Raw genomic sequence first — 19995 nt, 5'->3', positions numbered from 1 at the left:
CGGCTGCGTGAGCGCGTGGCCTCGACCCTGGAGATCGAGTCGGGTCTGAACGACCCGATGGCCGTGTTTTTGACCCTGGCGCTGATCGGGGTGGCCACCCTGCCCGGGGCGGGTGTGGGGGCAGGCGCTTCAGGCCAGGGCGCGCAGCACGGCGCGCACGGGGCTGGCGTCAGCGCTCATCCACTTCAGCGGCAGCGCAATCAGTTCGTAGTCGCCTTCGGGGACGGCGTCGAGGCAGAGGTTTTCCAGCACGCGCAGGCCGCGCCGGCGCAGCACCTGGTGCGCGTCGAGCGTCTTGCTTGCCGCGGGGTCCACACTGGCGCTGTCGGTGCCAATCAGGCACACGCCCCGGTCGGCCAGCCGCTCCAGCAGCGCGGGGTCGAAGCCGGGCAGCGCCTCGTCAAAGACCTGCTGCGGCATCTGCGCGTAGGTGCGCACCAGCAGCCGGGGCGGGCAGGGCGCACCCGCCGGCATGGCGTGCGCCACGTGCGCCCAGGTGATCAGCGGCCCGCACCCCAGCGCGTGCACCACGCGGCACGGCCCCAGGTAGGGGGTCAGGTCCACGGCGCCGATGGGCTCGCCGGCAGGGTCGTAATGCAGCGGTGCATCGGCGTGTGCCCCCACGTGCGGCGTGGTGGTGATCGCGCTGACATTGACCGGGCAGCCGGGGCCGATCGTGGCCACCCAGCGCTGTTGGTACGGCGTATCGCCAGGGAAGACGGGCGCTTGCGCGTCCACCGGGGGCGAAATGTCCCACAGGCGGCGCGTGGTGCAGGGGTCGGACGCAGGCATCGTCATGGGGCGACAGTAGCACCGCCGTCCAACCCGTGGTGTCGGTTTTTTGCGACAGATCACCACCGATTGGGGTGTCAAGTCCTTTTCCCGGCGGCGTCGCGGCGCCGCAGCGCTCAGGTCGCCCCGCCGTCCCCTTCGGCCTCGCCCGTGTCGTCCAGGCGGATGCCGATGCGCACGATCGCCCCATCCTGCAGCCGGCGCACGCTCAGCTCGGCCGGCCCCCAGCGCAACTGGTCGCCCTCGACGGGTGGGTGCCGACTGCTCCGTACAAACCACGCGCCGACCGAGAGCTGCTCGTCCGCCACCGGCGGCCAGCCGTAGAAGCGGCACAGTGCCGCCATGGGCGTGTCGGCCGGGACCTCGAAGTCGCCATAGACGCGCCGCGCCGCAGCCGCGTCGTCGCGGTCGGGCAGGGCGACGCCGGTTTTGCGCGCCGCCCAGGGCAGGGTGCTGCCCTGCAGCAGCAACGACGCCAGCACCACCACGAAGGCGACGTGGAAAAAGGTCTTGGCCCCCTCCACACCCGCCATGACCGGAAAGACCGCCAGCACGATGGGCACGGCGCCGCGCAGCCCCACCCAGGCGATGAAGGTCACCTCCCGCGCGGGGAAGCGAAACGGCCACAGACACACCCAGACCGCCACCGGCCGTGCCACCAGCATCAGCACGGCGGCCACGCCCAGCGCCGGCAGCAGCATGCGCAACGCCTCGGTGGGGGTGACCAGCAGCCCCAGCAGCAGGAACATGCTGGCCTGGGCCATCCAGGCATAGCCATCCATGGCCTGCAGCGCCGGCGTTACCGACCCACGGGCGCGGTTGCCCAGCACCAGCCCAAAGACGTACACCGCCAAAAACCCGGAGCCGCCGATCCACGTGGTCAGCGCAAACACCGCCAGCCCGGCCGACAACACCAGCAACGCCCGCACCCCGCTGCCCGGGCGGGTCAGCCGTGCCAGCAGCCGCAAAGCGTCGGCCAACGCCCAGCCCAGCCCGCCACCCAGCGCCAGCCCCCAGCCGAATTGCTGTCCCAACGCCTGCAGTGCCGCCCATCCGACATCGGGTGCCGCCGCCCCGGGCAGGGTGGCCACCCCGATCAGCGCCAGGGTCAAAAACACGGCCATCGGGTCGTTCAGACCCGACTCGATCTCCAGGGTCGAGGCCACGCGCTCACGCAGCCGCACGCCGGACGTCTGCAGCAGCGAGAACACGGCCGCGGCGTCCGTGGAGCCCACGATGGCGCCCAGCAGCAGCGCACGCGGCCAGTCCAGCCCGAGCAGCAGCCACGCGCCCACGCCGGTCAGCGCCGCGCTGATGACCACGCCCAGCGTGGCCAGCGCCAGCGACGGACGCAATCCGGTGCGAAACGTGGTGTAGCGCGTGCGCAGCCCACCGTCGAGCAGGATCACCGCCAGCGCCACGTTGCCCACCCAGAACGCCAGCCGAAAATCCTCGAACGGCACACCGCCGGGGCCGTCCTCGCCCAGCAGCATGCCCGCCACCAGAAACACCAGCAGGAAGGAAAACCCCAGCCGTGCCGAGAACAACCCGGCCACCAGACTCAGCAACAGCAGGGCCGCGGCGGTCAGCAGCGGCAGCGCCAAAAAATCCAGCAAAGGTACCATGGTCCCCCGACCGTAGCAGAATTCGGGCCATGCAAACCGAAACCCTGGTCCTGGCAGGCGGTTGTTTTTGGTGCACCGAGGCGGTGTTCGACCGCGTGCGCGGCGTGCTGGATGTGGAGTCCGGCTACAGCAATGGGCAGGCCGAGCGGCCGACCTACGCGCAGGTGTGCACCGGGGCAACGGGCTGCGCCGAAGTCGTCAAGCTGGTGTACGACCCGGCGGTGATTGGGGTGCGCGAGCTGCTGACCATCTTTTTTGCCACCCACGACCCCACCACGCCCAACCGCCAAGGGGCAGACATCGGAACCCAGTACCGCAGCGGCATTTACTGGACCACGCCGCAGCAGGCGGCGGTGGCGCGTGCGCTGATCGCCGAGCTGGACGCCGAAGGCGCCTTGGGTGCCCCGATCGTGACCGAGGTCGAGCCGCTGCGCCACTACTGGCCGGCGGAAGATGAGCACCAGGACTTTTTCGCGCGCCACCCTGACCACGGCTACTGCCTGGCGGTGGCCGCGCCCAAGGTGGCCAAGCTGCAGCGCGTTTTTGCCCGCTACCTCAAGCCCGCACCGGGTTGACGCACCGGGTCGCGCAGGCGCCATGCACGGCGCGCGCCGGCCACTACACTGTCGGTCGTGATCGTCGCCGACCATCCCGTCGTCCAAGCCCTGACCCCGGTGTTCCTGCTCATTGGCGCAGGCGTGGTGGCGGGCTGGCGTGGCTGGGTTGGGGCCGCTGCGGTCAAAGACCTGTCCAACCTGGTTTTTGTGCTGCTGATTCCGGCGCTGCTGTTTCGCACCATGGCCCAGGTGCGGCTGGAGACGCTGGATTGGCGCCCGGTGGCGGCGTACTTCAGCGCCACGTTGCCGTGGTTCGTGCTGCAAATCGCGTGGCGAGGCTTCGATCCCCGTGGGGTGGTGCTCGCGCTGGGCGGGGCGTTTTCCAACCTGGTCATGATCGGTATTGCCCTCATCGGTCTTGCCTACGGCCAGTCGGGCCTGGTGACGCTGCTGACCCTCATCGCGGTGCATGCGCTGATCCTGCTGACCGTGGCCTCGGTGGCGCTGGAGCTGGCCCAGGCCCGCAGCGCCGACAGCGCGGCGCCGACGCCCGCGCGGGTGGCGCGCGCCGCCTGGAGCGCCTTGCGCAGCACCGTGATCCACCCCATTCCGTTGCCCATCGCCTGTGGCCTGCTGTGGGGCGCCACCGGCTGGACCCTGCCCGCCGTGGTGGACCGGCCGTTGCACCTGCTCGGGCAGGCGTTTGGGCCGCTGGCGCTGGTGTTGGTGGGCATCAGCCTGGCCTACACGCCGCTGCGCGGGCGCTGGCGCGCGGCCTGGGGCGTGGCAGTGGCCAAAAACCTGGCGCTGCCGCTGCTGGTGGCCCTGAGCGCGTGGCTGTGGGGATTGCGCGGTTTGCCGTGGGCGGTGTTGGTGGTGGCCGCGGGCGTTCCCGTGGGGGCCAACGTGTTTTTGTTCGCGCAGCGCTACCGTGTTGCGCAAGACGAGGTCACGGCCGCCACGGCCGTCTCCACGGCGCTGGGGCTGCTGAGCCTGAGCGCCTGGATGCTGCTCGTGCAGCACGTCATTGGCTGATGCGCAGGCCCTCTTCGATCTGGTATTCGAAGTAGCGCTGGAAGCCAAACGCCAACCCCGCCATGAGCGCGGTTGCGCCCACCATGAGCGACAGCACCACCGCGATGACGGTCAGCCAGTTGGTGCTCCCGGCAGGCGCGTCGGCGGCCTGGGTCGGGTTGTGGCGTGCGTTCCAGCGTTCGGGGGGCTGCAGCGCGTACACGATGGCCGACAGGCATGCCGCCACCAGCCCCAGGCCCAGACAGGGCAGCAACACCCACGAGAGCCGATCGTCTTGGCCATACGTCAGCACACGGTCCACACCCCACAGGCCCAGCGCCGTCGGGATGGCATGCGCCCAGCCCCAGACATCGCCCAGCCCGTACAGATAGAACCGGTGCCAACCAAACCCTCCACCCAAAAAGGCAAGCCAGGCGGCCACGGTTTTGTTGCGTGGGCGGCGGTGGGCGGTGGGGCGTGGATCGGCAACCATGGTGGGTGGGATCAAGCAGTGGGGCTGTGTCGCAGATGGCCAAACGGTGCGGGTCGGTGCCAGGGCAGGCGCTGGGCGTGCGCGCGGGGTTATCGCCCGTCCTCGCTCGGCGGGGTGCGGTCGCCCCAGCCCAGGGTTTTTTCCATCAGCACGATGTCGAGCCAGCGGCCAAACTTCCAGCCGCAGGCGCGCACCACCCCCACGCGCTCGAACCCCAGGGCGGTGTGCAGCCCGATCGAGCCGGCGTTGGCCGAGTCGCCAATGACGGCCATGACTTTGCGGATGCCGCGCACCTCGAGCTGCGCCAGCAGCTCGGCCAGCAGCGCCCGGCCCAGCCCGCGCCCGAGGGCGTCGGGTGCGATGTAGATCGAATCCTCCACCGAAAACCGGTAGGCGGGGCGCGGCTTGAACCAGTTGCCATAGGCAAAGCCCACCACCCGGCCATCCTGTTCGGCCACCAGCCAGGGCAGCCCTTTGGCCAGCACGTCGGCGCGGCGCGCCGTCATCTCGGCCACGCTGGGGGGCTCGGTCTCGAAGGTGCCCGTGCCGTGCAGCACGTGGTGCCCGTACAGGGCGGCGATGGCGGGCAGGTCGTCGTCTCGACTGGGGCGGATCAGGGGGGCGTTCACAGGTCGCTGGGTATAATGGCGGGTTTGCAACGTTTCGCTGGCCGGGTGGCCAGTCGTCGTGTCTCAGGCGTTGCCTCCACCGTCTCGTCGAACAGTTCGCAAGGATAAACCATGGTCGTGATCCGACTCGCCCGTGGCGGCTCGAAGGCCCGCCCGTTCTACCACATCGTCGTTGCCGACAAGCGCTGCCGCCGCGACGGCCGCTTCATCGAGCGCATCGGCTTTTACAACCCGCTGGCGCGCGGCAACGACGTGCCGCTCAACATCGCCCAAGACCGCCTGACCTACTGGCTCGGCGTCGGCGCCCAGCCGTCCGAGACCGTCGAGCGCCTGCTCAAGCAAGCGCCCAAGGTCGTGCAGGCCGAGGCCAGCGCCGCCTGAACGGTGTCGGCATGACCGATCTCCTGCCCTGGCAGGGGGCCGAGCGGCCCGCCGACGCGATCGAGGTTGGTCATGTGCAGGAAGCGTGGGGCGTGCGCGGCTGGGTGCGTGTGCACGCCCTGAGTGCCAGCGGCGATGCCCTGCGGCATGCGCGCCGGTGGTATTTGGCGCCGCCCGCGCCCATGGCGGCGCGTGCGCGGGCCTTCGACGCCTTTGACGGCACCGCGGTCGTCACGGTGGCGGAGGTGCGTGCGCAGGGCGACGGCTGGGTGGCGCGCTTCGAAGGGCTGGACGACCGTAGTCTGGCCGAGCGCTTGCGCGGCGCACGCATCTTCGTGTCGCGCGCGGACTTCCCCCCCACCGAGGGCCCGGACGAGTACTATTGGGTCGATCTGATCGGGTTGTCGGTCGTCAACCGCGAAGGCGTGGTGCTGGGCGTGGTCGAGGACTTGCTCTCCACCGGGCCGCATGCGGTGCTGTGTTTGCGCGACGATCGCAGCACCCCGCCCGTCGAGCGGCTGATCCCGTTTGTGAGCGCCTACGTGGACACGGTGGACCTCGCGGCGCGGCGCATCACCGTCGACTGGCAGCCCGACTATTGACGGCAGCGGCTGCGCGCCATGCGCTTTGACGTCATCAGCCTGTTTCCCGAGTTGATCGAACCCTATTTGCGGGTGGGGGTGACGCGCCGGGCGTTTGCCGACTCACGGGTCGAGGTGCGGTTGTGGCCGCTGCGCGCATTTGCCGAGGGCAACTACCGCCGTGTGGACGATCGACCGTTTGGCGGCGGGCCGGGCATGGTCATGCTGCCCGAGCCGCTCTACCGCTGCTGGCAAGCCATCCGCACCGACCGCGGGCTGCCGCCGCGGCGCGCGCCGGGGTCGGGCGTGGATGTGCCCACCGTGCTGTTTTCGCCGGCGGGCACGCGGCTGTCCCATGAGGTGGTGGCCGGGTATGCGCGGCCCGACAGTCCGGGCGCGATCCTGGTGTGCGGGCGCTACGAGGGCGTGGACCAGCGTTTCGTCGAGGCCTGCGTGGATGCGCACATCAGCCTTGGCGACTTTGTGCTGTCGGGCGGGGAGATTGCCGCCGTCGCCCTGCTGGATGCGGTGGCGCGCTTGCAGCCCGGCGTGCTGGGCGATGCCGCCAGCGCCGAGCAGGACTCGTTCAACCCGGCCGTTGACGGCTTGCTCGACTGCCCGCACTACACCCGGCCGGAGGTGTGGCACGGCCCGCAGGGCCCGATGCCGGTGCCGCCGGTGCTGCTGTCGGGGCACCATGCCGAAATCGACGCCTGGCGCCGCGCGCAGCGGGTGCAGGCAACGGCGCGCTGGCGCCCCGATCTGCTGGCGCGGGCGCAGGCCCAGGGGCGGCTACACCCGGCGGATGTGCAAGCGCTGCGCGAAGCAGGTTATAATGAAAAGCTTTGATCCTCTGGCTGGCTTCGGGGCAGCAGGCCCCGGGCGGGGCGGCGCAAGGGCGCTGCTTCGTGCACGGGCGCAGCGCAGCCATGATCGCGGATGTCAACCATGAACCTGATCCAAATCCTCGAGCAGGAAGAAATCGCCCGCCTCAACAAGACCATCCCGGCGTTTGCCCCGGGCGACACGGTGGTCGTCAATGTCAACGTCATCGAAGGCAACAAAAAGCGCGTGCAGGCCTACGAAGGCGTGGTCATCGCCAAGCGCAACCGCGGCCTGAACTCCAGCTTCATCGTGCGCAAGATCTCCAACGGCGAGGGCGTGGAGCGCACCTTCCCGCTGTACAGCCCGCTGATCGCCAGCATCGAAGTCAAGCGCCGCGGTGACGTGCGCCGCGCCAAGCTGTACTACCTGCGCGGCCGCACCGGCAAGTCCGCCCGCATCAAAGAGAAGCTGGGCGCCTGAGCGCACAGCTTTCACCAAAAGCCTGGCGCATCCGTGCCACCGCCCGCCCGGCGTCAGCGCCCGGCGGGTTTTTGTTTTGGCTGGCGCCGGCGACGCCCGCCCTGGCGTAAGCCGCCGCCGCAGCGGCGCAGGTGGCCGCCATCACGCCGGCTCGGGGGCCGGGTTCGCGTCGTTGCGGCGCATGCCAACCCCCGCAGGTGGCGGCGGCACGCGCTGGAAGGCGTCGGGATGGGGTGGCGCTACGGTGGGTTCCGCCAGCCGCACGAGCAGGGCTTGCAACGCCTCCACGAACGCCCGGTGGGCCTGCACCACATCCGGGTCGCGCATGGGGTCCTCGGGGCCGTTGGTGCGGTCCCACCAGCGCTGCGCAGCGTCGTGGACGGCGGCATGTGCGTTCACCATGGCGGCGTACTCGGGCCACTGGCGCACGGACGGTGGGATATCCCGCAACAGTTCGTCGTGCACCGGACAGGCCGTGGCGGCCTCGGGGGGCGCCCGCCGTTCCGCCAGGCGTGCGAGCTGGGCCCGGTGCTCCACTTCCAGGCGGGCCAACGCGCGCGTCCACGGTGAGCGGGCGATCGAGCGCCAGCGCTGCCACGACGGTGGCGGCTGCCAGCTGGCCACCCACGACGCCCAGGCGTCGGCCGGCATCGGGCGGGCAATGCCATAGCCTTGGGCCTCATCCGCGCCCAGCCGCAGCAACCATTCACCGTGCGCCGCGGTTTCCACGCCCTCGGCCACCACGCGCAGGCCAAAGGCCTGACCCAACGCCACCACGCCCTCGACGATGCGCAAATCGCTCGCGTCGTCAAAGATGTCGCGCACGAAGGATTGGTCCACTTTGACCACGCTGGCCGGCAGACGCTTGAGGTAGGCAAGCGACGAGTAGCCGGTGCCGAAATCGTCGATGGCAATGGCCACCCCCAAGCGACGGCATTGTTCGAGCAAGCGCTCGAGCGCATCGATGCCTTCGAGGGCGCTGGACTCGACGATTTCGAGCTCCAGCCGGCGCGGGTCGAGCTGCGGATGGCGCGCCAGCCGCTGCCCCAGCCGCTCGGCAAAGGACGGGTCGCGCAGTTGCCGCGCCGCAATGTTGACGGACAGCATCCAGGCCCGGTGCCCGGCATCGTGCCACTGCTGCAGCAGCCGCAAGGCTTCGTCGAGCACCCAGTCGCCCAGGGTGTTCATCACCTCGTCGAGCTCGATGGCCGGCAGGAAGGCCGCCGGGGCCAGCAAGCCGCGTTGCGGGTGCTGCCAGCGCAGCAGCGCCTCCGCGCCGCGGATGGTGCCGTCGGTCAACGCCACGCGCGGCTGCAGGAACAAGCGGAATTCGTTGCCGGCTGCCAGTGCCCGCCGCACGTCGGCGATCAGCTCGGCATGGGCCGCAGCGGCCTCATCTTCGCGGGGATCGAACAAGCACCAGCGGTTTTTGCCCTCGCGCTTGGCCCGGTACAGGGCTTGGTCGGCGTGGCGCAACAGCACCTCGGCGTCGGCACCGTCGTCGGGGTAGAGCGTCACGCCCACGCTGGTCGTCAGGCGCACTTCGTGGTCAGCCACCGTGATGCGTTCGGCGCTGACATCGATCAGCCGCTCGATCACCCCGATCCAGCGGTCGCTGTCGTCCAGGTCGCACAACACGACGACGAATTCATCACCGCCGACGCGCGCCAATGTATCCCCGTCGCGCAGCGCGAGCTGCAGCCGCTGGGCCACGCGGCGCAGCACCGCATCGCCCTGGGTGTGCCCATGCACGTCGTTGACGTACTTGAAGCCATCCAGATCCAGGTAGGCCACGGCGACGCGCCGGTTGTGCCGCCGTGCGGTGGCGATCGCGAGGTCGAGCCGATCGGCCAGCAGCGCCCGGTTGGGCAGGCCCGTCAGCGCGTCGTAATACGCCTGGTGTTCCAGTGCCTGTTGCTGCGCTTTCAGTTCGGAGATGTCCTGGGCAATGGCCACGTAGCGCATGATGCGGCCATGGTCGTCCCGCACGGCCGAGATGGTCTCGATGACCGGGAATTCGGTGCCATCGCGCCGGCGCCACCAGGCTTCGCCGTGCCAGCGTCCGTCGCGCAGCAGGTGGCGGCGCAACTGGTGCCATCCGGGTACCCCATGGCGGTCGGCCGGGCGCCACGGCAGGTGGGCGCGCCCGACCAGCTCGTCGCGGCGGTAGCCACTCATGTGCAGCATCGCCGCGTTGACATCGAGCACGGTACCGCGTTCGTCGGTGATGACGATGGCTTCGCCGGCGTCCTGAAACACACTGGCCGCGATAGCCTGGGATTGTTCCAGCGCCACTTCGGCGCTCACATCGCGCACCACGCCGGCCATGAGCGTGGCGCGCTGCGTGCGCGGGTCGCGCGCAATGACGCGGCCCCACAGCCGCAACCAGATCCAATGGCCATCCGCATGCTGGACGCGAAAGCGCAAATCGGCGGCTTCGGTTTCACCCTTGAGGTGGGCGCGCAGCGCGCGCGCGATCGGCTGGATGTCGTCGGGATGCAGCCACTGTCTCCAGGTGGCGGTTGACCAGGGCAAGGGGTCGTCGCGCCCGATGAGGCGGCGCAGGCGCGGGCAGGGGGTGTACGCATCGGTGGCGATGTTCCAGCGCAGCCGTCCCATGCGGGCGCCGCGCAGCGCGTCTTCGAGCTCCTGCGTCAGCTCGCGCCGCTGCCGCGCCCCATGCCGCAACAACACCACCGCCACCGCCAGCACCAACGCGGCGGCCAGCGCCCCCGCGAGTGCCCATTGCAGTGCGCGCGTGCGTTCGGCCTGCGCTTCCAGCGCGGCCCGGGTGCGCTGCGCGACCAGGTCCTCCAGCCGGTTTTGGTAGCGCTGCAATTCCTTTTCCAGGGTCACGCTGCGGCTTTCCGGCAGCAACACCGACAGCAGCAGCGAGCGGCCCTCGATCGTGACCGGCGCGCTGTGCACCTCGACCGTGACCACCTGGCCCGAGGCCAAGCGGTGCGGGAACAGGAAATACCCCCGTCCTTCGGCCTTGGCGCGCGCCATCTCGGCCCGGATGTCGGCCTCCGAGAGTTGGTTGATCGCCTGGATGTTCATACCGCCGGGCTGCCCCAGGGCCGCATAGCCATAAAACTGCTGCGCGGCAGCGTTGGCGTCCACGATGGTGCCGTCGCCGGGGTCGATCAACCACATCGGTACGCTGTGCGTTTTGAGCGCGGGCGGCAGCGTTTGGGCCAGCGCCGTGGGCCCCGTGGCCAGCCCCCACGCCAGCGCGGCGGTGGCGAGCGCGCGCGGCATCCATCGAGGCGGATGCAGCGCACGGGGCATGATGCCCCCCGGTTGGCCCCTCCCGAGGCCATGTGGTGGTTCAGCCATGACAGCCAGGCAAATGCGTGTGAACCGGGGCAGTGGTGGCGGCAGCACCGTGATGCTGCGTCCCACCCCAGTATGCCTGCGCCAGCGGCGTTTGCAGCCAGGGTTTGCCAGCACCGCGATGATTTTTGACCAGAACATGACATCTTGGCAAGCTGTCGGTTGTGCTAAGGTCACGCCTCATGATCGAGCGTGATGCCAGTGGGGGTACCCCAGCCGCGTTGCCCGTGGAAGATCCGCGCCGGCGCCCTTTGCACGATGAGGTGCATGCGCGTCCACCGGCGCGCATCCGCTTGCCCGCCCTCGTGGTGTACGTGGCGGTGCTGCACGATGGCGTCGATCGCGCGCAGGAGCTCGCCCATTTGCAGCGGCTGCCCGGCCAGCAGGGTCTGACCGCTGAGGATTTGCAGGGCCACTTTCTGCGGCTGCGCTGCCCGCCGGGCTTTACGCTGAAGTGGGAGCGGCACACCGAGTTCACGCGCTATTCCATGGTGCAGCCGCTGCCGCCCGGGGTCGGGCCGGACGGCGCGCGCGACCCCGATCTGTTGCCGCACCTGATGGTGCCGCCCTCGTGGTGGGCCGGCATCCCGGGGCGCACCATCTGCGCGATCCAGCTCGTCATGGTCACGGCGGATCTGGATGATCCGGCGGCGCGGCTGGCCCAGGCGCGCGCGTGGTTTGGCGACCATGCGGTGGTGGCCTCGTTGCTGGGGCAGCAGGGGCACTCGATGGTGGTGACGGACTTCCGGCTGCGCCCCTCGGGCTTTGAGCGCATGTTGGTGCTGTGCGAGCCCGGCACCAGCGAGACGCGGGCTGGCCGCGTGTCGGCCCGGCTGCTGGAGTTCGAGACCTACCGCATGATGGCGTTGCTGGGCCTGCCGGTGGCCAAGGCGCTGGGCGCGCCGCTGGCCGAGGCCGAAAGCCGCTTGGCGCGCCTGACCGCCGACATGGAGGCCAAGACGCGTTCCGACCAGGCGTTGCTCGACGAGCTGGTGGCCCTGGCTGCGCGCATCGAGCGCACGATCGCCGAAAACGGTTACCGCTTCGCGGCCACGCGTGCCTATGACCGCATCGTCACCCAGCGCATCGCTGAGCTGCGCGAGCGCGCGATCCCGGGCACGCAGACGATCAGCGAATTCATGCAGCGCCGGCTGGCGCCGGCGATTGCCACCATCGGTGCGACCGAGCAGCGCCTGGGCGCGCTGTCCGAGCGCATTGCCCGCACCAGCGCGCTGTTGCGCACCCAGGTGGACATTGCGCGCGAGGAGCAAAACCGCCAATTGCTGGAAAAGCTCACCCGCGGCCAGGCGCTGCAGCTGCGCTTGCAGACCACGGTGGAGGGGCTGTCCATCGCGGCCATCTCGTACTACGTGATCAGCCTGGTGCTCTACGGCGCCAAGGCGCTCAAATCCGCGGGGCTGCTGCCGGTGTCGCCGGAATTGGCTGCCGGCGGTTTGATTCCGCTCGTGTTGTGGGGGGTGTGGCGCACGACACGCCGCATCCACGCGCGCCTGCACAGCGACTGACGCCATCCGTGCGCGGGTCAGGGGCCGGGCGCCCCGCGCGCATCACTTGGTGCTCAGGTACTCGGCCACCGCCGCCATTTCGAGCTCGGTCATTTTCTCGGCGACGGTGTGCATCACCACGTTGTCGTTGGTGCGCTGGCGCTGGTTGAACTGCTTGAGCTGGGTAAACAAATAGCCCGAGAACTGACCGGCGAGCCGCGGCAGGTGGGCCGCGCCGTGGCCGTCGGGCCCGTGGCAGCTGGCGCAAGCCGGCACGCCGCTGAAGCGGTTGCCGTTCTGGTACAGGTAGGCGCCAATGGCGGCCAGCCCGGTGTCCTTGACGTTTTCGCGCACGGCGGGCAGCTTTTCGTAGTAGCGGCCCAGCGCCAGCATTTCGTCCTCGGTCAGCTTGGCCACCATTTCGGCCATCGCCGTGCTCTTGCGCTCGCCGCTCTTGAACGCCTTGAGCTGTTTGACGATGTACTCCGGGTGCTGGCCGGCGAGGCGGGGGAAGATTTCGCTGGTCGATTCGCCGTTGTCGCCGTGGCACATGGCGCACACGCCATTGGCGATTTTGCGCGCGCGCGCTTCATCGGCCTGAGCCCAGGCGCCGTGGGCGGCAACCAACACCGTGATCGCGGCAGCGAGGCGCGCCGGCGTGACGCGCCGGCTGCGGGAGGAGACAGGGGCTTTCATGGCTTGGCGTACCGTGTGGACAAATGTCAGTCAATGCTGATGCAGCAATACGTATCGTAAAAAACCGCGGCGCATTCGGGGGCTGGCATGGTGCCGGCCCCCGTTGCGCCGCAGCCGGTATCAGGCCAGCGTATCGGCCCAGATGTTGCGCGCCCAGGCCAGCGCGTAGCGGCCTTCGAGCTCGCTGGCGCGCGCCGAAACGCCACCGGATCCCGGCACCGTCAACATCGTCTTCTTCTCGGCGTCGTAGCGGTGCACGCTGGCGACGTGCACCACGTCCTCGTCGGTGACGAAGCTGTAGCAGGTGTTGGCGTACAGCGGCAGTGCCGGCGGTTCCTTGCCCATGAGCAGGCTGACCACCGCCGCAGCACAGGTTTTGCCGTGCTGGTTGGCCATGTGGCCCGATTTGGGCATCGCCGGGGCGATCTGGATCGCGTCACCGAGCACGTGCACGTTCTTGACGGCCTTGGACTCGAAGGTGAGGAAGTCGACGTCGCACCAGCGCTTGTTGGCCGTGGCCAGCCCCGCCTGCACCGCGATGTCGCCGGCGCGCATGTTGGGCACCACATTCGCCACGCTGGCCTTGAAGTCGTCGTTGAACTCGAACTTGAGCGTCTTGGTGGCGGCGTCCACGTCCACGACCCGGTGCTTGGGCCGGTATTCGATGATGCCCTTGTAGTGATCGTCCCAGGCCTTGAGGAACAAGGCCTTCTTCGATTGGATGTCGTCGTTGGCGTCGAAGATGATGACCTTGCTCTTGGGCTTGGCCTTCTTGAAGTAGTGCGCCACCATGCACGCCCGCTCATACGGGCCGGGCGGGCAGCGGTAGGGCGCCAGCGGGATGGACAGCGCATAGACGCCGCCATCGGGCATGGCTTCGAGCTGCTTGCGCAGCGCCACCGTTTGCGGGCCGGCTTTCCAGGCGTGCAGCACCGCATCCTGCGCGCCGGGCTTGGCCATGCCAGGCAGCGTTTCCCACATGAAGTCGATGCCGGGCGAGACGATCAGGCGGTCGTAGCCGATTTCACCGCCGCCGGCGAGCTTGACCACGCGTTTTTCCGGGTCGATCGCCGTGGCGCGGTCGCGCACGATCTGCACGCCGTGGCGCTTTTGCAGGTTGTCGTAGGGGATGGTGATGTCTTGGATCTGCTTGATGCCGCCGATGACCAGGTTGGAAATCGGGCAGGAAACGAAGTTGGCGTTGGGCTCGATCAGCGTGACGCGCACCTTGCCTTCGGAGAACAGGCGCGTGTATTTGGCTGCGGTGGCACCCGCGTAGCCCCCCCCGATGACGACGACGTGGGGGCCGCTGCCGCCACCAACGCTGGCGCAACCCGACAGCAGACCAAGCGAACCCAGGGCAGAGCCGGCCGCGACCGACGACACGAATTGACGACGTTGCATGGTGTGCTTCTCCTCGGCTTACTTCTTTTGGGCGGCAAAGTAGGCAGCCAGCGCCTGCAGCTGCTCGTCGGAGTAGCCCTTGGTGAGCTGGTGCATGATGGTGGCGGGTTTGCGGCCGGTCTTGAAATCCATGAGCTTTTGCATCAGCTCGTCTTTGTTCTTGCCCGCGAGCGACTCCATGCCGGGTTCCGCGTGGCCGTTGGTGCCGTGGCAGTTGGCGCAGGCGGCGGCCCAGACCTTGACTTGATCGACCTGCGCGTGCGCCAGCGCGGTTGCGCCCAACAGGCCGGCGGCCAGGGCGTAGCGAATGCCTTTGTTCATCGTTGTGAATCTCCTCTGAGGTGAGTCGGCGAGCTTGCCGGAAGCAGGTGCTGGTGTATCACGAGCTGCTGATATGCGCAATCCGTGAAAATTCTAGGGGTCAAACGTTCACCAAGCTTACTGCCATCGCGGCGCGCCGGCATGCGGGTCAACCCCACCCGTGCGTCAGCCCAACAACGCGGTGGCGAATTCACGCGCATCGAAGGGTTGCAAATCCTCGAGCTTTTCGCCCACGCCAATGAAATACACCGGCAGTTCGCGCTGCTGCTCGCGCGTCCATTGGGCGATGGCGGCCAGCACCCCGCCCTTGGCCGTGCCATCGAGTTTGGTGACGATGAGCCCGGTGAGGCCAAGCGCGGCGTCGAACGCCTTGACCTGCGCCAGCGCGTTTTGGCCGGTGTTGCCGTCGATGACGAGCAGCACCTCGTGCGGGGCGCTCGGCTCGGCCTTTTGCACCACGCGCTTGATCTTGCGCAGCTCCTCCATCAGGTGCAGCTGGGTGGGCAGTCGGCCGGCGGTGTCGACGATGACCACGTCCTTGCCGCGCGCGCGGCCCGCCGTCACGGCATCGTAGGCCACCGCGGCCGGGTCGCCCCCCTCCTGGCTGACGATGTCCACGCCGTTGCGTTGCGCCCACACACCCAGTTGCTCGCGCGCGGCCGCGCGAAAGGTGTCGGCCGCGGCCAGCAACACCGTGGCCCCATGGTGGGCCAGGTGCCAGGTCAGCTTGCCGATGGTGGTGGTTTTGCCCGCGCCGTTGACCCCGGCCACCATCCACACCGTCGGCCCATCGGGCTGCGCGCCCACCGCCAGCGGTTTTTGCAGGGGGCGCAGCCAATCGGTGATCACAGCGGCCAGCAGCGCGCGCACCTGCTCGGGTTGGGTGGCGCGCTCGGCTTTGACGCGCCGGCGCAAGTCCTCCAGCAGCCGCGCCGTGGCCTGGGTGCCGGCGTCGGCCAGCAGCAGTGCGGTTTCCAGTTCTTCGTAGAGCGCCTCGTCGATGCGGGCGCCGGCAAACACGGCGGTCAGGCTGCTGCCGGTCTTGCGCAACCCGGCGGTCAGCCGCCCCAACCAGCCCTGGCGGGTGGCCGCGGGGGCGGTGGGTGCATCCGCGGGGGCCGCCGCAGCAGGGGGTGCCGCCGCAGCAGGGGGCGCCGCCATGGGGTCGGCACCCGGCGTCACCGGTGCGGGCGCTGGCGCCGCCGACGGGGGCTGCGGCGGTGCAGGCGGGCGCGGCTTAGCGGTTGATGCCGACGCGGGTGCCGCCGCCGGGGATTCGGTCAGGGGTGCCGCTGACGCATCGGGCGCGGGCGGCGGCGCTTCGGCCGCCTCGCGCTGGCCAAAGAACTTTTGCTTGAGAAAACGGAACATACGGTGCAGCCTAGAATCGTCGCCATTCTATGAAAGACCACTTCTCGACCGTCGCTGTGGCGGATCGCTTGCCCGTGCGACGTTGTGCGTTGGCCCGCTGGGGTGCTGGGCTGATGGCCCGCGTCGCGGTGGCGGTGTCGGCGACCGCCTGGGCCGCCGCCGCCGCTGCGGGCGTGGCGTCCGCGCCGTCCGTGTCCGCAGGTGGGGCCGCCGCGGCGTCTGCGGCGCCGCCGCCGGCGGCAGCGCCAGTCCAGCCGCAGACCTTCATGCTCGACAATGGGTTGACCGTCATCGTCCAGGTCGACCGCCGTGCGCCCACGGCGGTGCAGATGCTGTGGCTGCGCGTGGGCGCCATGGATGAGACCGATGCCGAGGCCGGCGTGGCCCATGTGCTCGAGCACATGATGTTCAAGGGCACGCCCAGCGTCCCGGAGGGCGAGTTTTCGCGCCGCATGGCGGCGCTGGGGGGCAGCGACAACGCCTTTACCGCGCGCGACATGACCGCGTATTTCGTGCAGTTGCCCGCTGCGCAGCTGCCCGAGGCGATGCGGCTGGAAGCCGACCGCTTTGCGCACAACGCCTGGTCCGACGAGGCGTTCCGGCGCGAGCGCGCCGTGGTGCAGGAGGAACGGCGCCAACGCATCGAAGAGGAACCGCAGGCCCAGCTGTACGAACAGTTCATGGCCGTGGCGTGGACCGCACACCCGTACCGGCGCCCGATCATCGGCTGGATGGGCCATTTGCAAGCGCTGCAGGCCGAGACGGTGCGCGACTTCTACCGCCGCTGGTACGTGCCGGGCAACGCGGCGCTGGTCGTCGTGGGGGACGTCGATCCGCCGCAGGTGCGCGCATGGGCGCAGGCCACCTTTGGCGCCGTGCCGGCGCGGGCGCTGCCACCGCGCCAGCCCGATGCCGAGCCGCCCCAGCGGGGGCCGCGGCGCGTCGAGTGGCGCGGCCGCACCCAGCAGCCGCACATGCTCATGGGCTGGCGTGTGCCCCGTTTGGCCCATCCGGATGCCGACGACGAGCAGGCGCGCGACGCGCTGGCCCTGGTGCTGCTGGCGGGCGTGCTCGATGGCCACAGCGCCGCGCGGCTGGAGCGCGCGCTGGTGCAAGGCCAGGGGGGCACGCGCCTGGCCGATGCGGTGGCGGCCGCCTACGGGTTGGCGGGGCGGGGTCCGGAGCTGTTTTTGCTGAGCGCCACACCCAAAGCCGGCGTTGCCGTGGAGGCGCTGGAAGCCGCCCTCAAGGCCGAGATCGCCCGCGTTGCGCGCGACGGCGTGACCGAGGCCGAGTTGCAGCGCGTCAAAAACCAGTGGATGGCCAACGAGGTGTACAAACTCGACTCGACCTTCGCCCAGGCGCGCGAGCTGGGCACCCACTGGGTGCTGGGCTGGCCGCTGGACGCGCAGCGCCGCATTCTGGAGCGTTTGCAGACCATCGGCGCTGCCGACGTGCAGCGCGTGGCCCAGCGTTACTTCCGCGACGAGGGGTTGACCGTCGGCGTGCTGCGACCGGAGGCCGGGTCATGAGGCGCGCGCGCGCCATGCTGTGCCGCGCTTGGGTGGCGTTGGGGTGCTGGCTGGCGGCTGCGGCGCACGCCGCGCTGCCCATCGAACACTGGGTGCGCCCGGACGGGGCGCGCGTTTACCTGGTGCGCAACGAGGCGCTGCCCATGCTCGATGTGCGCCTGGAAGCCGATGGTGGCAGCCGCCGCGATCCGGTGGGACAGGCCGGCTTGGCCGCCGCCACGGCGTTGATGCTGGGGCGCGGCATCGAAGCGCGCGATGGCCAGCCGGCCTTGGACGAAAACGCGTTGGTCGAGGCCTGGGCTGACCTGGGCGCGCAGTGGTCGGCCACGGCCACGCTCGATCGCTTCAGCGTCACGTTGCGCACCCTGACCCGGCCCGACCTGCTGGAGCGTGCCGTTGCGCTGGCGGCGCGGCAGCTGGCGGCGCCGTCGTTCGACGCCGCGGTGTGGGCGCGCGAGCGCGAACGTCTGGTGGCGGCTTGGCGTGAAGCCCAAACCCAGCCCGACACGCTGGCGCAGCGCCGCTTTGCCGAGGCGGTGTATCGCGGCCACCCGTACGGTGCCGAGGCCACACCCGAGACGTGGGCCGCCATCGACCGCGCGGCGCTGCAGGCGTTCTACCGCCGCCACGCGCAGGCGTGCGGGGCGCGCATCACCCTGGTGGGGGCCATTGGCCGCGAGCAGGCCGATGCCATCGCCGCCCGCCTGCTGGCGGGTTGGGCGGCGCACGGCTGCACCCCGCTGCCCGCCGTGCCCGAGGTCGCGCCGCTGGAGCGGGCACAGGACATCCGTTTGCCGTTTGCGGGCGCCGCCCAGGCGCAGATCTTGGTCGGCAGCCCCGGCATCACGCGCCAGGACCCTGACTACCTGGCGCTGCAGCTGGCCAACCACATATTGGGGGGCGGCGGTTTTGCGTCGCGGCTGATGCGGGAAATCCGCGAGCAGCGCGGTTTGACCTACGGCGTGTACAGCTACTTTTTGGCCGGCCGCCACGCCGGGGCGTTTACCGTAGCGCTGCAAACCCGGCCCGACCAGGCCGACCTGGCCGTGGCCTTGGTGCGCGATGCGCTGCAGCGCTTCACCGCGCAGGGGCCAACCGAGGACGAAATGGCAGCCGCCAAGGCGTCGCTGATCCACGGCTTTGCGCTGCGGCTGGACAGCAACCGCAAGATGCTCGATCAGGTGGCGGCGATCGCATGGTCCGACTTGCCGCTGGATGAGCTGGACACCTGGACCACGCGGCTGGCGGCCATCGACCGCGAGACGCTGATGCGCGCCTGGCGGCGGGTCATCGACCCGCAGCGTCTGGTGACCGTGGTGGTCGGGGGGGCGCCGTGACGGGGCACCCGTCAGGCCGCCTGGCTGGCGAGGTGCGCATCATCGGTGGGCGCTGGCGCCGCTCGCGCCTGCCGGTGGGGGATGTGCCGGGGTTGCGTCCCACGCCCGATCGCGTGCGCGAGACCCTGTTCAACTGGCTGGGGCAGGATTTGAGCGGTTGCCGCTGCATCGACGCGTTTGCCGGCAGCGGTGCGCTGGGGTTCGAGGCGGCCTCGCGCGGCGCGGCCGAGGTGGTGTTGATCGAGCGCGCCGCGCCGTTGTTGCGGGCGCTGCACGCCAACGCGCAGCGGCTGGGGGCGCAGACGGTGCGCATCGTGGCCGGTGACGCCCTGCACGCGCTGGCGGCCTTGCCCACCGGCGTGTGGGATGGGGTGTTTCTGGACCCACCATTCGACGATGCGCGCCACGGTGGCGAGCGGCTCTATGCGGCTGCCCTGGGTGCGGCGGCGCGGCTGCTGCGCGCAGGCGGCTGGGTGTACCTGGAGGCCCCGCGCGCCTGGTCCGACGCTGACCTGCAGGCGCTGGGCTGGCGGCTGCACCGCCACCTGCGCGCCGGTGCGGTGCACGCGCACCTGCTGCAACGGGCGGATAATGCCGCCCCATGACGACCCCAGCATCTGCGCCGCGCACCGCCGTCTACAGCGGCACGTTCGACCCCATCACCCTTGGGCACGAGGATGTCATCCGCCGTGCCGCCAGCCTGTTCGACCGGCTGATCGTGGCGGTGGCGGTGGCGCACCACAAGCAGACGCTGTTTGCGCTGGAGGAGCGGCTGGCGATGGCGGCGGCGGCGCTGGCCGATTGTCCGGGCGTGCGCGTGCTGCCGTTCGAGGGCCTGATCATGGACTTTTGCCGCACGCACGGCGCTGTGGCCGTGGTGCGCGGCATTCGCAATGTCACCGATTTCGACTACGAGGCGCAGATGGCGGCCATGAACGCCAAGCTCTTGCCCACGGTGCAGACGGTGTTTTTGTTGCCCAGCCCGCCGGTGCAATGCATTTCCAGTACGCTGGTGCGCGAAATCGCCAAACTGGGCGGCGACGTGACGGCGATGGTCAGCCCCGGTGTGGCGCAGCGGCTGCAGCAGCGCTTTGCGCGGCCGCAGCGCTGAGGCCT

At 69.9% G+C, this 19995-nt stretch carries 20 protein-coding genes; 11 read left to right on the top strand and 9 right to left on the bottom strand.

The features are described from left to right. Positions 1–129: 129 nt before the first annotated feature. Complete coding sequence (kynB, locus tag Tther_RS07375; RefSeq protein ID WP_143902437.1) at positions 130–792, bottom strand: arylformamidase; 663 nt, start codon at positions 790–792, stop codon at positions 130–132. Between the two features lie 116 nt (positions 793–908). Beyond that, a complete protein-coding gene (locus Tther_RS07370) occupies positions 909–2417 on the bottom strand; it encodes a potassium/proton antiporter (RefSeq protein WP_143902433.1) in 1509 nt (502 codons plus the stop codon). Between the two features lie 29 nt (positions 2418–2446). On the opposite strand from Tther_RS07370, the gene msrA reads away from it, so the two are divergent. Beyond that, on the top strand, positions 2447–2992 hold the full coding sequence (msrA, locus tag Tther_RS07365) for a peptide-methionine (S)-S-oxide reductase MsrA (RefSeq protein WP_143902431.1): 546 nt from the start codon (positions 2447–2449) through the stop codon (positions 2990–2992). 57 nt (positions 2993–3049) lie between these two features. After that, on the top strand, positions 3050–4009 hold the full coding sequence (locus Tther_RS07360) for an AEC family transporter (RefSeq protein WP_143902429.1): 960 nt from the start codon (positions 3050–3052) through the stop codon (positions 4007–4009). Here Tther_RS07360 and Tther_RS07355 read toward each other — a convergent pair. Together Tther_RS07355 and Tther_RS07350 are read right to left on the bottom strand one after the other, a co-directional pair. Further along, positions 3999–4481: a TM2 domain-containing protein gene (locus Tther_RS07355; RefSeq protein WP_143902427.1), complete on the bottom strand. Its 483-nt coding sequence runs from the start codon at positions 4479–4481 to the stop codon at positions 3999–4001. The genes Tther_RS07360 and Tther_RS07355 overlap by 11 nt on opposite strands. 89 nt (positions 4482–4570) lie before the next feature. Then, on the bottom strand, positions 4571–5110 hold the full coding sequence (locus Tther_RS07350) for a GNAT family N-acetyltransferase (RefSeq protein WP_143902425.1): 540 nt from the start codon (positions 5108–5110) through the stop codon (positions 4571–4573). A 111-nt stretch (positions 5111–5221) separates the two neighbouring features. Between Tther_RS07350 and rpsP the strand changes: the two genes are divergently transcribed. The 4 genes from rpsP (at position 5222) to rplS (ending at position 7377) form a co-directional block, all read left to right on the top strand. Further along, positions 5222–5491 carry a 30S ribosomal protein S16 gene (rpsP, locus tag Tther_RS07345; protein WP_143902423.1) on the top strand — a complete coding sequence of 90 codons (270 nt, stop codon included), beginning with the start codon at positions 5222–5224 and terminating at the stop codon, positions 5489–5491. Between the two features lie 11 nt (positions 5492–5502). Further along, the gene (rimM, locus tag Tther_RS07340; RefSeq protein ID WP_143902421.1) at positions 5503–6093 is read left to right on the top strand and encodes a ribosome maturation factor RimM; all 591 of its coding nucleotides are present in this window, start codon (positions 5503–5505) and stop codon (positions 6091–6093) included. A gap of 18 nt (positions 6094–6111) precedes the next feature. Then, positions 6112–6921 (top strand): tRNA (guanosine(37)-N1)-methyltransferase TrmD, encoded by an 810-nt coding sequence (gene trmD, locus Tther_RS07335; protein WP_143902419.1) that lies wholly within the window; start codon positions 6112–6114, stop codon positions 6919–6921. Positions 6922–7020: 99 nt separating this feature from the next. Then, on the top strand, positions 7021–7377 hold the full coding sequence (gene rplS / locus Tther_RS07330; RefSeq protein WP_043702872.1) for a 50S ribosomal protein L19: 357 nt from the start codon (positions 7021–7023) through the stop codon (positions 7375–7377). Positions 7378–7518: 141 nt separating this feature from the next. Here the strand turns inward: rplS and Tther_RS07325 are convergent, their stop codons facing one another. Next, complete coding sequence (locus Tther_RS07325) at positions 7519–10638, bottom strand: EAL domain-containing protein (RefSeq protein WP_185975032.1); 3120 nt, start codon at positions 10636–10638, stop codon at positions 7519–7521. 257 nt (positions 10639–10895) lie between these two features. Between Tther_RS07325 and Tther_RS07320 the strand changes: the two genes are divergently transcribed. Beyond that, complete coding sequence (locus tag Tther_RS07320) at positions 10896–12239, top strand: DUF3422 family protein (RefSeq protein WP_143902415.1); 1344 nt, start codon at positions 10896–10898, stop codon at positions 12237–12239. 42 nt (positions 12240–12281) lie between these two features. Here Tther_RS07320 and Tther_RS07315 read toward each other — a convergent pair whose 3' ends face one another. From Tther_RS07315 to ftsY, 4 genes are all read right to left on the bottom strand, one after another. Then, positions 12282–12914, bottom strand: coding sequence for a c-type cytochrome (locus tag Tther_RS07315; protein ID WP_143902413.1), 633 nt, complete (start codon positions 12912–12914; stop codon positions 12282–12284). 120 nt (positions 12915–13034) lie between these two features. Then, positions 13035–14318 carry an NAD(P)/FAD-dependent oxidoreductase gene (locus Tther_RS07310; RefSeq protein WP_143902411.1) on the bottom strand — a complete coding sequence of 428 codons (1284 nt, stop codon included), beginning with the start codon at positions 14316–14318 and terminating at the stop codon, positions 13035–13037. Between the two features lie 18 nt (positions 14319–14336). Further along, positions 14337–14639: a c-type cytochrome gene (locus Tther_RS07305; protein WP_143902409.1), complete on the bottom strand. Its 303-nt coding sequence runs from the start codon at positions 14637–14639 to the stop codon at positions 14337–14339. Positions 14640–14804: 165 nt separating this feature from the next. Continuing rightward, positions 14805–16010, bottom strand: coding sequence for a signal recognition particle-docking protein FtsY (gene ftsY, locus Tther_RS07300; protein WP_143902407.1), 1206 nt, complete (start codon positions 16008–16010; stop codon positions 14805–14807). A gap of 113 nt (positions 16011–16123) precedes the next feature. Between ftsY and Tther_RS07295 the strand changes: the two genes are divergently transcribed. The 4 genes from Tther_RS07295 to coaD are packed head-to-tail and all read left to right on the top strand — an operon-like array spanning position 16124 to position 19990. Beyond that, on the top strand, positions 16124–17542 hold the full coding sequence (locus Tther_RS07295) for a M16 family metallopeptidase (RefSeq protein ID WP_143902405.1): 1419 nt from the start codon (positions 16124–16126) through the stop codon (positions 17540–17542). Further along, positions 17539–18879 (top strand): M16 family metallopeptidase, encoded by a 1341-nt coding sequence (locus Tther_RS07290; protein WP_246098947.1) that lies wholly within the window; start codon positions 17539–17541, stop codon positions 18877–18879. The genes Tther_RS07295 and Tther_RS07290 overlap by 4 nt, the downstream gene beginning before the upstream one ends. Then, a complete protein-coding gene (gene rsmD, locus Tther_RS07285) occupies positions 18771–19484 on the top strand; it encodes a 16S rRNA (guanine(966)-N(2))-methyltransferase RsmD (RefSeq protein WP_143902403.1) in 714 nt (237 codons plus the stop codon). The genes Tther_RS07290 and rsmD overlap by 109 nt, the downstream gene beginning before the upstream one ends. Beyond that, positions 19481–19990 (top strand): pantetheine-phosphate adenylyltransferase, encoded by a 510-nt coding sequence (gene coaD, locus Tther_RS07280; RefSeq protein ID WP_143902401.1) that lies wholly within the window; start codon positions 19481–19483, stop codon positions 19988–19990. Before rsmD ends, coaD begins: the two co-directional genes overlap by 4 nt. Positions 19991–19995: the final 5 nt, after the last annotated feature.

This window comes from Tepidimonas thermarum (assembly GCF_007556705.1).
Taxonomy (GTDB): Bacteria; Pseudomonadota; Gammaproteobacteria; order Burkholderiales; family Burkholderiaceae_C; genus Tepidimonas; species Tepidimonas thermarum.
This window is presented reverse-complemented; position numbering and strand designations above follow the sequence as displayed.